General features: G+C 50.7%; 15 protein-coding genes, 1 rRNA gene and 1 pseudogene. 6 read left to right on the top strand and 11 right to left on the bottom strand.

The window, feature by feature from the left end:
- Nucleotides 1–62, bottom strand: a 16S ribosomal RNA gene (locus ACLJRU_RS07740); the annotation flags it as partial.
- Nucleotides 63–268: 206 nt separating this feature from the next.
- The gene (locus ACLJRU_RS07735; protein WP_000795900.1) at nucleotides 269–421 is read right to left on the bottom strand and encodes a hypothetical protein; all 153 of its coding nucleotides are present in this window, start codon (nucleotides 419–421) and stop codon (nucleotides 269–271) included.
- A 113-nt stretch (nucleotides 422–534) separates the two neighbouring features.
- Between ACLJRU_RS07735 and ACLJRU_RS07730 the strand changes: the two genes are divergently transcribed.
- Nucleotides 535–1,089, top strand: coding sequence for a gamma carbonic anhydrase family protein (locus ACLJRU_RS07730; RefSeq protein ID WP_001285636.1), 555 nt, complete (start codon nucleotides 535–537; stop codon nucleotides 1,087–1,089).
- On the opposite strand, the gene ACLJRU_RS07725 is transcribed toward ACLJRU_RS07730, so the two are convergent.
- Genes ACLJRU_RS07725 through dprA form a run of 6 tightly spaced genes read right to left on the bottom strand, consistent with a single transcriptional unit; the run spans nucleotide 1,065 to nucleotide 4,857 of the window.
- Entirely contained in the window at nucleotides 1,065–1,322 is a 258-nt protein-coding gene (locus tag ACLJRU_RS07725) for a DUF1488 domain-containing protein (protein ID WP_001070579.1), read from the bottom strand. The two genes, ACLJRU_RS07730 and ACLJRU_RS07725, sit on opposite strands and share 25 nt — an antisense overlap.
- Nucleotides 1,319–2,137, bottom strand: coding sequence for a shikimate dehydrogenase (gene aroE, locus ACLJRU_RS07720; protein WP_000451206.1), 819 nt, complete (start codon nucleotides 2,135–2,137; stop codon nucleotides 1,319–1,321). The genes ACLJRU_RS07725 and aroE overlap by 4 nt, the downstream gene beginning before the upstream one ends.
- 4 nt (nucleotides 2,138–2,141) lie before the next feature.
- The gene (gene tsaC / locus ACLJRU_RS07715) at nucleotides 2,142–2,714 is read right to left on the bottom strand and encodes an L-threonylcarbamoyladenylate synthase type 1 TsaC (RefSeq protein WP_023235329.1); all 573 of its coding nucleotides are present in this window, start codon (nucleotides 2,712–2,714) and stop codon (nucleotides 2,142–2,144) included.
- Between the two features lie 4 nt (nucleotides 2,715–2,718).
- On the bottom strand, nucleotides 2,719–3,261 hold the full coding sequence (locus ACLJRU_RS07710; RefSeq protein ID WP_001540998.1) for a type I DNA topoisomerase: 543 nt from the start codon (nucleotides 3,259–3,261) through the stop codon (nucleotides 2,719–2,721).
- Nucleotides 3,262–3,287: 26 nt separating this feature from the next.
- Nucleotides 3,288–3,761 (bottom strand): DUF494 family protein Smg, encoded by a 474-nt coding sequence (gene smg, locus ACLJRU_RS07705; protein WP_000460663.1) that lies wholly within the window; start codon nucleotides 3,759–3,761, stop codon nucleotides 3,288–3,290.
- Nucleotides 3,733–4,857: a DNA-protecting protein DprA gene (gene dprA, locus ACLJRU_RS07700; protein WP_000124527.1), complete on the bottom strand. Its 1,125-nt coding sequence runs from the start codon at nucleotides 4,855–4,857 to the stop codon at nucleotides 3,733–3,735. Before dprA ends, smg begins: the two co-directional genes overlap by 29 nt.
- 131 nt (nucleotides 4,858–4,988) lie before the next feature.
- On the opposite strand from dprA, the gene def reads away from it, so the two are divergent.
- The 5 genes from def to mscL all read left to right on the top strand — a co-directional run bounded on the left by def (nucleotide 4,989) and on the right by mscL (nucleotide 9,754).
- The gene (gene def, locus ACLJRU_RS07695) at nucleotides 4,989–5,498 is read left to right on the top strand and encodes a peptide deformylase (protein ID WP_000114987.1); all 510 of its coding nucleotides are present in this window, start codon (nucleotides 4,989–4,991) and stop codon (nucleotides 5,496–5,498) included.
- Between the two features lie 15 nt (nucleotides 5,499–5,513).
- Nucleotides 5,514–6,461: a methionyl-tRNA formyltransferase gene (fmt, locus tag ACLJRU_RS07690; protein WP_001285165.1), complete on the top strand. Its 948-nt coding sequence runs from the start codon at nucleotides 5,514–5,516 to the stop codon at nucleotides 6,459–6,461.
- 51 nt (nucleotides 6,462–6,512) lie between these two features.
- Nucleotides 6,513–7,802 carry a 16S rRNA (cytosine(967)-C(5))-methyltransferase RsmB gene (rsmB, locus tag ACLJRU_RS07685; protein ID WP_023235330.1) on the top strand — a complete coding sequence of 430 codons (1,290 nt, stop codon included), beginning with the start codon at nucleotides 6,513–6,515 and terminating at the stop codon, nucleotides 7,800–7,802.
- Nucleotides 7,803–7,823: 21 nt separating this feature from the next.
- The gene (gene trkA, locus ACLJRU_RS07680; protein ID WP_000691374.1) at nucleotides 7,824–9,200 is read left to right on the top strand and encodes a Trk system potassium transporter TrkA; all 1,377 of its coding nucleotides are present in this window, start codon (nucleotides 7,824–7,826) and stop codon (nucleotides 9,198–9,200) included.
- A 140-nt stretch (nucleotides 9,201–9,340) separates the two neighbouring features.
- Nucleotides 9,341–9,754: a large-conductance mechanosensitive channel protein MscL gene (mscL, locus tag ACLJRU_RS07675; protein ID WP_023235331.1), complete on the top strand. Its 414-nt coding sequence runs from the start codon at nucleotides 9,341–9,343 to the stop codon at nucleotides 9,752–9,754.
- A gap of 1 nt (nucleotide 9,755) precedes the next feature.
- On the opposite strand, the pseudogene ACLJRU_RS07670 reads toward mscL, so the two are convergent.
- The 3 genes and pseudogenes from ACLJRU_RS07670 to ACLJRU_RS07660 form a co-directional block, all read right to left on the bottom strand.
- Nucleotides 9,756–9,959, bottom strand: a pseudogene (locus ACLJRU_RS07670) (alternative ribosome-rescue factor A); the annotation flags it as partial.
- Nucleotides 9,960–10,016: 57 nt separating this feature from the next.
- A complete protein-coding gene (gene zntR, locus ACLJRU_RS07665; RefSeq protein ID WP_000285588.1) occupies nucleotides 10,017–10,442 on the bottom strand; it encodes a Zn(2+)-responsive transcriptional regulator in 426 nt (141 codons plus the stop codon).
- 10 nt (nucleotides 10,443–10,452) lie between these two features.
- Nucleotides 10,453–10,821, bottom strand: coding sequence for a DUF1992 domain-containing protein (locus ACLJRU_RS07660; RefSeq protein WP_000266515.1), 369 nt, complete (start codon nucleotides 10,819–10,821; stop codon nucleotides 10,453–10,455).
- Nucleotides 10,822–10,891: the final 70 nt, after the last annotated feature.

The raw sequence follows: 10,891 nt of genomic DNA, 5'->3' as shown, positions 1-10,891 counted from the left end.
ACTTGCATGTGTTAGGCCTGCCGCCAGCGTTCAATCTGAGCCATGATCAAACTCTTCAATTTAAAAGTTTGATGCTCGTGAATTAAACTTCGTAATGAATTACGTGTTCACTCAGAGACTTGGTATTCATTTTTCGTCTTGCGACGTCAGGAATCCGTATCTTCGAGTGCCCACACAGATTGTCTGATAAATTGTTAAAGAGCAGGTGCGACGCGGCTTTCAGCTCACCGTCGCGAGGTGGCGTATATTACGCTTTCCTCTTTCAGAGTCAACCCTGAATTTCAGGATTTTTCTCTTCAACCGGCCGGCTGTTTGTGTGAAGTGATTCACATCCGCCGTGTCGATGGAGGCGCATTATAGGGATCCCATTTTTTTGCACAAGCGTTTTTTGGATCTTTTTTTCTGTTTGTTGATTTTTCATCCCTTTCGCTCCATTCCTGCGCAAAGTGGCGATTTTTTGATGCTATCTCCCCTTGCACAACGCCGTTAAAGCAACCAAAGTCTTCATGACTATTCATTTATGATGAGGTAGACATGTCTGACACATTACGTCCTTATAAGGATCTTTTTCCTGAAATCGGTCAGCGCGTGATGATCGATACCAGCAGTGTGGTTATTGGCGATGTCCGTCTGGCGGATGATGTCGGGATCTGGCCGCTTGTGGTGATTCGCGGCGATGTGAATTACGTTGCGATAGGGGCTCGTACGAACATTCAGGATGGCAGCGTTCTTCACGTAACCCACAAGTCTCCATCCAATCCACACGGCAACCCATTAATCATTGGCGAAAATGTTACCGTTGGCCATAAAGTTATGCTGCACGGCTGTACCATCGGTAACCGCGTACTGGTCGGTATGGGCTCCATTGTGCTGGATGGCGCGATAATAGAAGATGACGTAATGATTGGCGCGGGAAGCCTGGTGCCGCAGCACAAACGGCTGGAAAGCGGCTATTTATATCTTGGCAGTCCGGTAAAACAGATCCGCCCCCTGAGCGATGCTGAGAGATCGGGCCTGCAGTACTCCGCCAATAACTATGTAAAATGGAAAGACGACTATCTTTCTCAGGATAACCATATCCAACCGTGATCATCTTCCTGCTGGGCCAGGATTAATGCTTCAGCCTCTTCTTCCAGGTCCCAGCGATACTCACGAAAAATGGCCAGCCATTGCTCCGCTGTTTCTCCACCAAAGCGATACGCCAGTACATCTTTTTTTATCGCACACGTGAGTTGCATCCCATTGACCAGGGCGGGAAAGATGATAACGCTGGCGGCAGTATCCCATTCTTCGCGGTCAGGAAATTGTATGGCCTGGTTCACGCTAATAATTCCTGCTGTAGCAGCTTAATCACTGGCTCGACCTGCGGTAATACACCGTGCCAAAGCAAAACGGCATGTGCAGCCTGCCCCACCAGCATTCCCAGCCCATCTGCGTAGCGTTTTGCGCCCTGTTGTACACACCAGGAGAGAAATGGCGTATTCCCTTTTTGATAGAACATGTCATAGCAACAGAGGGAAGGGTGAATAAGTGACGCTGGTATCGCCGGGATTTCGCCCCGTATGCCGCTGGAGGTCGCATTAATAATCAGGTCAAACTCACAACCATCCAGCTTGTCCATATCCGTGGCATGAACGCTGCCGGTATGAGCAAAGATTTTCGCCAACGCTTCGGCACGTGAAGCTGTACGGTTAGTGATAGTGACCGCGCAATCCAAAGAAAGCAGGGGTAACAGCACGCCCCGGGATGCGCCGCCCGCGCCAATCAGCAAAATACGCCATCCTGGGCGGATAAAATTTAAACGTTTGAGATCGCTTAATAAACCGATACCGTCAGTATTGTCGCCAAGCAAACGACCATCTTCCAGCCGTTTTAATGTATTGACTGCTCCCGCCAGCGATGCTCGTTCCGTTAACTCATCCGATCGCGCAAACGCCTCCTCTTTAAAAGGTACTGTGATGTTTGCGCCTTTTCCCCCTGCCGCGAAAAAGGCATCAAGCGTATTAATGAAATTATTAATAGGGGCCAGCACGCGACCATAGGGGTGAACAATATCTAGCTGCTGAGCAAATTGCTGATGAATAAATGGCGATTTGCTGTGCGCAATCGGATTTCCAAAAACAGCATAGGTTTCCATCATATTACCCCTGTCGAAACAGTTCGCCCGTCAGAGCATCGCGAATTTCTGAAGGATTTAGACGCCCACCCGTTGTGCCTTCAACCACCGGAAAATCATCGCCAAATTGCGCACGCACCTCTTCAACGGTACGACATGGCGGTAATCCGCTCAGATTGGCGCTGGTGGAAACCAGCGGTTTGCCATACGCATTGCATAGCGCGACCACCAGCGGGTGATTGGTAACACGAACGGCCAGGGAATCAAAACGTCCCGTGAGCCACCGCGGCGTTGTCGCGGGCGCAGGAAAAACAAACGTTACCGGCCCGGGCCAGCAATCAAATACTGCTTTACGCTGTGCGGCGGTAAGTATGCTGTCATCAATATAAGGTTTTAACTGCTCAAAGCTGGCGGCAATCAAAATGAGTCCCTTATCGACGGGCCGTTGTTTTAACGCCAACAGGCGCGTAACGGCTGTTTCACTATCGGGATCGCAGCCGACGCCGAAAACGGCTTCTGTTGGATAAGCGATGACATTTTCTTTATTCAGGAGATCTACCGCTGCGGCGATAGATCCTGTTGGCAGGTTATTATTCACTTGTTTATTCCACCGGAACCGGCTTTCCACATTGTTTACTGGCGCAAAAGCGCTTCACGCCCTGCGCGGTTTTCTTTTCGATGAGTAGCGGATAATGGCACTCGGAGCATTCCCCCGCAACCGGTGTGAAGTTAATGACGAACTGACATTCCGGGTAGCGATCGCAGGAATGAAAGATTTTACCGTAACGAGAACGGCGCTGGACCAAATGTCCTTGCTGGCAGGCTGGACAGGCTATCGCCGTTTCATCCGGTTTATCAATAACCACTGTATGTTCACATTGCGGATACTGACTGCATCCGATGAACATGCCAAAGCGCCCCTGACGCAACACCAGCACGGCGCCACACTCAGGGCACAGTTGCCCCTCCAGAATTTTAACGATATGTCCGTCCGCCTGACTTTTCAGTGGACGAACGTAATCGCATTCCGGATAGCGAGAACAGCCGAGAAACGGACCATGTTTCCCGGAACGAATTACCAGTTCGGCCCCGCACTGCGGGCAGGGCTCATTTTTACGCACCGAAAACAGTGCTGATTTAGCCATATTCACTCATGCAGCATTAACACCTATCAATGCAGCATACCTTCATTTACCTCAAAGAGTAATTCTTCCATTTGCTGATAGGCGTTTTCACAGCCCGGAATGTTGAATAACACCATCAAAATAACCCATTTCAAGTCTTCCAGGTCAAACTCTGCGGTATCCAGCGCCAGCACACGCTCAATCACCATTTCTCGTGTTTCGAGGTTTAGCACCTGAATCTGCTCAAGGAATAACAGGAACCCCCGGCAACTGGCATCAAGCCTTTCACACTCTTCAACCGTATAAATGCGCATTGAAAGAGGGTCGGAAGCAAGTTGCATGGGTTCCGCGAGGCCATCCTGATAGTCAGCGAGTTTTTCCAGCCACAGCAGCGCATTGTAGATGTCTTCGCGATCAAACCCAGCGTCGGTGAGATCACGCTCCAGTCTGTCCTGATCCACGCGCAGCTCGGCTTCGTTATGGATGTATGTTTCAAACAAATACATTAGTACGTCGAACATGGCTTGCCCTCCTTAATCGGACATAGCCGCCGGGTACAGCTGCGATCCATCCTGCTAACTCCAGTTCGAGTAGCTGAGCCACTACCGCTGGCACAGGTTGGCCGGCACGTTCAGCGACGACGTCAACAGGTGTTACCTCATCTCCTACGTTAGCCAGGAGCTCAGGAAATGGCAATGCCGCCTCATCCTGATTTAGTGAATAAAGTGAATTTTCCGCCGTAGTTGGCAACCAGTGTAAGCCGTATTGCAAATTTTCCAGAATATCCTCCGGCGTCGTCACAAGCGTGGCCCCTTGTTTAATTAACCAGTGCGTGCCTTCGCTTCCCGGACTACCGATAGGACCTGGTAATGCAAAAACGTCCCGCCCCTGTTCAAGCGCGCAGCGCGCCGTCACCAACGAACCGCTGCGCAACGCCGCCTCAATCACCAGCACGCCTTTGCTCAGTCCGCTGATAATGCGGTTTCTGCGAGGAAAATTTTGCGGTAGCGGAGGCGTTGAAAGCGGAAATTCTGAGACCACTGCGCCGCCGGCGGCAATCAAGTTTTCAGCCAGCATGGCATGTCGGCGAGGATAAATCTTTGCCAAGCCATTCCCTAACACCGCTACACTTTTTCCCCCCATACTCACCGCGGCGTTGTGTGCTACGCCATCAATTCCCCGAGCAAGGCCGCTGGTGATCGTCAAACCGCTTTTCGCAAGGCTTTCGCAAAGCAGACGTCCCCAGCGTTCTCCATACCAGGAGTGGCTCCGGCTCCCTACGACGGCAAGTTGGCAGGTATGCAGACAGGCAGGATCGCCGTCAATAAAAATAGCGCCAGGATAATCGTCAATAGCACGCAGTTGGGGAGGATAAATCTCACTATCCGCACACAGAAAATGGTGCTGCGGTAGTTCAAGCCAGCGTAATGTCTCATCAAGCACACCTGCTGGAAGCTGTAAAAAACGTTCAGCTTGCCGCGCGGTAAGACCAGCCTCCTGAAGGTGCGTGCGATTTATCTGAGGCTGGCGAATAAGCGAGTTCGCCATGTTCAACATCGCCTCGCCATAAAGGTCGCCGACGTACATTAAACGTAACCAAATTTCGGTACGGGCCATCCTTTCCCTCCCCTGCCACAAGCAGTCTGAACAATCTTTGCGATTGGTCACTGATGCTGTCAATCAGGTGGGGATTTGTCTAGAATAGAGGTAATAATCTTTTCAACTCCTGAACACAACTCTGGATAATTATGTCAGTTTTGCAAGTGTTACATATTCCGGACGAGCGCCTTCGCAAAGTCGCAAAGCCGGTTGAAGAAGTGAATGCAGAAATTCAGCGTATCGTCGATGATATGTTCGAAACGATGTACGCGGAAGAAGGTATCGGTCTGGCCGCAACGCAGGTCGATATCCACCAGCGGATCATCGTGATTGACGTTTCGGAAAACCGCGACGAGCGCCTGGTACTCATTAACCCGGAATTGCTGGAGAAAAGTGGCGAAACGGGTATAGAAGAAGGCTGTCTGTCGATCCCGGAACAGCGCGCTTTAGTGCCGCGCGCCGAGAAAGTGAAAATCCGCGCGCTGGATCGCGACGGCAACCCGTTTGAGCTTGAAGCGGATGGTTTGCTGGCAATCTGCATTCAGCATGAGATGGATCACCTGGTCGGTAAACTTTTTATCGATTATTTGTCGCCGCTGAAGCAACAACGTATTCGTCAGAAAGTAGAAAAACTCGACCGCCTGAACGCCCGGGCTTAAAGGACAAGAACCAACGTGTCAGATTCACTACGTATTATTTTTGCGGGTACACCTGACTTTGCAGCGCGTCATCTCGACGCACTGTTAACTTCTGGACATAACGTTGTCGGCGTATTTACCCAACCCGATCGTCCAGCAGGTCGCGGCAAAAAGTTGATGCCCAGCCCGGTAAAAGTGCTGGCGGAAGAAAAAGGCCTGCCCGTTTTCCAGCCCGTGTCGCTTCGTCCTCAGGAAAACCAGCATCTGGTGGCTGACTTACATGCCGACGTCATGGTTGTCGTAGCATATGGTCTGATTCTCCCAAAGGCAGTGCTGGATATGCCCCGTCTCGGATGTATCAACGTTCACGGTTCGCTGCTTCCACGCTGGCGCGGCGCGGCGCCTATTCAGCGCTCACTCTGGGCAGGCGATGCGGAAACCGGCGTCACAATTATGCAGATGGATGTAGGGCTGGATACCGGCGACATGCTGTATAAACTTGCGTGCCCGATTACCGCAGAAGATACCAGTGGCTCACTGTATAATAAGTTGGCTGAACTTGGCCCGCAGGGGTTAATTACCACACTAAAACAACTGGCGGACGGCACAGCGACGCCTGAAGCGCAGAATGAAGCGCTGGTCACTCATGCGGAAAAGCTCAGTAAAGAAGAAGCGCGTATCGACTGGTCTCTCTCCGCAGCACAGCTGGAGCGTTGCATTCGCGCCTTTAATCCGTGGCCAATGAGCTGGCTGGAAATCGACGGCCAGCCGGTAAAAGTCTGGCAGGCGTCCGTCATAGAGGACGCCACGCAGTCGCTGCCGGGAACTATTCTGGCCGCGACGAAACAGGGCATCCAGGTTGCAACAGGCAAGGGGATATTAAATTTGCTTTCGCTTCAGCCTGCCGGCAAAAAAGCGATGAGCGCCCAGGATCTGTTAAATTCACGCCGGGAATGGTTTATTCCTGGTAACCGCCTTGCCTGACGATCACGTCTTTATACGCCCGGTGTTACCGGGCATTTTTATTTTATACATATGAAAAAACAAAACAATTTACGTAGTCTGGCAGCACAGGCCGTTGAACAGGTCGTCGAGCAGGAACAATCATTAAGTAATGTGCTCCCGCCGCTGCAACAAAAAGTCGCCGATAAAGACAAAGCGTTACTTCAGGAGCTGTGCTTTGGCGTCCTGCGAACTCTTTCACAGCTGGAATGGCTGATCAATAAGCTGATGTCTCGTCCAATGACCGGCAAGCAGCGTACAGTGCATTACTTAATTATGGTCGGTTTTTATCAGTTGCTGTACACCCGCGTTCCTCCCCATGCGGCGCTGGCTGAAACCGTTGAAGGCGCGGTCTCCATTAAACGTCCGCAGTTGAAAGGGTTAATTAATGGCGTCCTGCGCCAGTTCCAGCGCCAGCAGGAAACGTTGCTTAATGAGTTTGCGACCAGCGATGCGCGCTTTTTACATCCCGGTTGGCTGGTAAAGCGTTTGCAAAATGCTTACCCCACACAGTGGCAACGCATTATTGATGCGAATAACCAGCGTCCGCCTATGTGGCTACGTGTAAATCGTACACACCACACCCGCGACGGTTGGCTTGGCTTACTTGAAGACGCAGGCATGAAGGGATATCCGCATCCCGATTATCCCGACGCTGTACGTCTGGAAACGCCAGCTCCGGTACATGCTTTACCCGGTTTTGCTGAGGGTTGGGTAACTGTCCAGGATGCCTCTGCGCAGGGATGTGCAGTTTTTCTCGCTCCTCAGAACGGTGAGCACATTTTAGACTTGTGCGCCGCGCCCGGCGGTAAAACCACGCATATTCTCGAAGTGGCCCCCGAAGCAGACGTGTTGGCGGTTGATATTGATGAACAACGGCTCTCCCGCGTTTACGACAACCTAAAGCGCCTTGGGATGAAAGCGACAGTTAAACAAGGGGATGGACGTTATCCCGCCCAATGGTGCGGCGAGCAGCAGTTTGACCGTATTCTGCTGGATGCGCCCTGCTCCGCAACCGGCGTCATTCGCCGTCATCCAGATATCAAATGGCTGCGTCGCGATCGCGATATCGCGGAACTGGCGCAATTACAGGCGGAAATTCTTGATGCCGTCTGGCCGCGCCTGAAGCCCGGCGGGACGCTGGTTTACGCCACCTGTTCCGTACTGCCGGAAGAAAACCGCGATCAGATCAAGACCTTTTTGCAACGCACTCCCGATGCCGCGCTCAGCGAAACGGGAACACCTGATCAACCAGGACAGCAAAATCTGCCGGGCGGCGAAGAAGGTGATGGGTTCTTTTACGCTAAGCTAATCAAGAAGTGATGAGATAACGGGCCACGACTGATGAAAATTATCATACTGGGCGCAGGGCAAGTTGGCGGAACACTGGCGGAAAACCTGGTCGGCGAAAACAACGACATCACGGTGGTTGATACCAACGGCGAACGGTTACGCAGTTTGCAAGATAAGTTCGATCTACGCGTAGTGCAGGGGCATGGTTCGCATCCCCGCGTGTTGCGCGAAGCGGGCGCTGACGATGCGGATATGCTGGTCGCTGTCACCAGTTCAGATGAAACTAATATGGTTGCCTGTCAGGTAGCCTATTCACTCTTCAACACTCCAAACCGTATCGCCCGCATTCGCTCCCCGGACTATGTTCGCGATGCGGATAAACTCTTTCATTCTGAAGCGGTTCCGATTGATCATCTGATCGCGCCGGAGCAGTTGGTTATCGATAATATTTATCGCCTGATCGAGTATCCGGGAGCATTACAGGTTGTAAACTTTGCTGAAGGGAAAGTCAGTCTGGCAGTAGTAAAAGCCTACTATGGCGGTCCACTAATAGGTAACGCGCTCTCGACAATGCGAGAGCATATGCCGCATATCGATACCCGCGTTGCCGCAATTTTCCGTCATGACAGACCAATCCGTCCTCAGGGCTCGACTATCGTGGAAGCAGGGGATGAAGTCTTCTTTATTGCGGCTTCACAGCATATCCGTGCAGTAATGAGCGAATTACAGCGTCTGGAAAAACCCTACAAGCGCATCATGCTGGTGGGCGGCGGCAACATCGGCGCTGGGCTGGCAAGGCGTCTGGAAAAAGACTATAGCGTTAAATTGATCGAACGCGATCAACAACGCGCCGCAGAATTGGCTGAGAAACTGCAAAACACGATCGTCTTTTTTGGCGACGCTTCCGATCAGGAATTGCTGGCGGAGGAGCATATTGATCAGGTCGATCTCTTTATCGCGGTCACTAACGATGACGAAGCCAATATCATGTCCGCGATGTTGGCTAAGCGTATGGGCGCCAAAAAAGTGATGGTGCTGATTCAGCGTCGAGCTTATGTCGATCTTGTGCAGGGTAGCGTTATAGATATTGCGATTTCTCCGCAGCAGGCCACCATCTCTGCATTACTGAGCCATGTGCGTAAAGCAGATATCGTCGGCGTTTCCTCACTACGTCGCGGGGTTGCCGAAGCCATCGAAGCCGTCGCGCACGGCGATGAAAGCACTTCCCGCGTGGTTGGCCGCGTCATTGACGAAATAAAACTGCCGCCAGGCACCATTATTGGCGCGGTCGTTCGCGGTAATGATGTCATGATTGCTAATGACAATTTGCGCATTGAACAAGGCGATCACGTCATTATGTTTTTGACCGATAAAAAGTTTATTACCGACGTCGAACGTCTGTTCCAGCCAAGTCCTTTCTTCCTCTAATTTAAGGGGCGCTCATTCAGCGCCCTTTTAATTCCCTTTATTTATCAAGGTTTAATTTATTTCGCTAAACAGAAGCCGTAAATGGAAAATGCCTTAGCATTTGTTAAACTTATAACGTCAGCTGCATAGGGAGAATAAAAATGAGTTTTATTAAAGAATTTCGCGAATTCGCGATGCGCGGGAATGTTGTGGATTTGGCAGTGGGTGTCATTATTGGCGCGGCATTCGGTAAGATTGTTTCTTCACTGGTTGCCGATATCATTATGCCGCCGTTGGGATTGTTAATCAGCGGGATCGACTTTAAACAATTTGCTTTTACGTTACGCGAAGCGCAGGGAGATATTCCGGCGGTCGTCATGCATTACGGCGTGTTTATCCAGAACGTATTTGATTTTGTGATTGTGGCCTTTGCTATCTTTGTTGCCATTAAGCTTATCAACAGACTCAACCGTAAAAAAACAGAAGAGCCGGCAGCTCCACCCGCACCTTCTAAAGAGGAAGTGTTATTGGGCGAAATCCGCGATCTGCTGAAAGAACAAAATAACCGTTCTTAATAAGCAGAAGGCCAGTGGTAAAAAAGTCACTTACTTTCTTGCCACTGGCCTCCCAGTTCCCCCGGTTACCATGTTTACCTCTACGCAGATAGCTTCCTTTACCTTTCTTATTTTTTTCAACCCGCTGCCTGAAAAGGGGATCGTGCAGTAATGCCTCAATGGCATTGTCCTTTATCTGCCCTTTCTTATGTTGATAACGACTCATAATGTCTCCTGATTGTATAAATTAACGGCGCGAGTGTAGCCCCGTCGGTTCAATAAATCAACATCCTGATTTCGCCCCACTGGCCCCCTGTTCCAGGGCTTCCAGAATGGAACAATAGACGCTACTGTGGGCCGTTCCACAACAAGCATCATTAAGCCTTTGTAACGAACGCTGCATCGTTTGCAGTTCCGCAATCCTGGCTTCAACCTCCTGCAATCGCTCTTGCACAATACTTTTTGATTCCTGACAGGTATGGTGCTCAGGATCAATTCGGATCGATAAAAGTTCACGGATCGACTCAAGCGTGAAACCCAACTGCCGAGCATAACGAATAAACTTGAGACGCTGCAGATCGTTTTCAGTATATAGACGAAACCCGCCTTCAGTACGTACCTCATGATCCATCATCTGCTGTTTTTCATAGTAGCGAATGGTATCAGGCGTTACGTCTGCCAGCTTTGCCAGCTCACCAATGCGATACATACAAGCTCCGTTAATTATCGTTGATTTTATGCAGCAGTTTTTCCGCATACTCACCGTGTAAAAAGTCGGTACTCAACCCAGCCTGCCGAAGTTTTAGTTCAAGCAGGGAGAGCTGGCGACTAACCTGATGGTATCGAGGGTCATCTTCCCGGATACTGTTGAGGATATCAAGTAACTGAATAGCGTCTCTGCGCTGCTCCAGTTCAGGGGGAAGACAGCCCGCATTCTTGAGTAAGCGATAACCCGCACGAAGTTCCGCCGGCACATGAGAATCATCATCCAGAATAAGCGGCTCGCCACGGCCAGGCAAATTATCAAACTCGCCTTTACGCTGTGCCTCGATAATATGACGCTCTGCCCACTGGTCAAGTAACCACATACGTCGCTCCAGGGATTGAACGAAAAGAATACAATTATTGTAGATATGTGGGGTTCAGGAGGATATAAAA

It is taken from the genome of Salmonella sp. SAL00653 (assembly GCF_046552515.1).
In the GTDB taxonomy this organism is placed as follows: domain Bacteria; phylum Pseudomonadota; class Gammaproteobacteria; order Enterobacterales; family Enterobacteriaceae; genus Salmonella; species Salmonella enterica.
The sequence above is the reverse complement of the archived record's forward strand: the minus strand, read 5'-3'. Positions and strand labels throughout refer to the sequence as shown.

What these genes read in the sequence shown, in the direction of transcription:
- aroE (WP_000451206.1), bottom strand. Translation starts at nt 2,137, where the DNA reads ATGGAAACCTATGCTGTTTTTGGAAATCCGATTGCGCACAGCAAATCG.
- rsmB (WP_023235330.1), top strand. Translation starts at nt 6,513, where the DNA reads ATGAAAAAACAAAACAATTTACGTAGTCTGGCAGCACAGGCCGTTGAA.
- dprA (WP_000124527.1), bottom strand. Translation starts at nt 4,857, where the DNA reads ATGGCCCGTACCGAAATTTGGTTACGTTTAATGTACGTCGGCGACCTT.
- trkA (WP_000691374.1), top strand. Translation starts at nt 7,824, where the DNA reads ATGAAAATTATCATACTGGGCGCAGGGCAAGTTGGCGGAACACTGGCG.
- zntR (WP_000285588.1), bottom strand. Translation starts at nt 10,442, where the DNA reads ATGTATCGCATTGGTGAGCTGGCAAAGCTGGCAGACGTAACGCCTGAT.
- mscL (WP_023235331.1), top strand. Translation starts at nt 9,341, where the DNA reads ATGAGTTTTATTAAAGAATTTCGCGAATTCGCGATGCGCGGGAATGTT.
- ACLJRU_RS07735 (WP_000795900.1), bottom strand. Translation starts at nt 421, where the DNA reads ATGAAAAATCAACAAACAGAAAAAAAGATCCAAAAAACGCTTGTGCAA.
- smg (WP_000460663.1), bottom strand. Translation starts at nt 3,761, where the DNA reads ATGTTCGACGTACTAATGTATTTGTTTGAAACATACATCCATAACGAA.
- ACLJRU_RS07730 (WP_001285636.1), top strand. Translation starts at nt 535, where the DNA reads ATGTCTGACACATTACGTCCTTATAAGGATCTTTTTCCTGAAATCGGT.
- def (WP_000114987.1), top strand. Translation starts at nt 4,989, where the DNA reads ATGTCAGTTTTGCAAGTGTTACATATTCCGGACGAGCGCCTTCGCAAA.
- ACLJRU_RS07710 (WP_001540998.1), bottom strand. Translation starts at nt 3,261, where the DNA reads ATGGCTAAATCAGCACTGTTTTCGGTGCGTAAAAATGAGCCCTGCCCG.
- ACLJRU_RS07660 (WP_000266515.1), bottom strand. Translation starts at nt 10,821, where the DNA reads ATGTGGTTACTTGACCAGTGGGCAGAGCGTCATATTATCGAGGCACAG.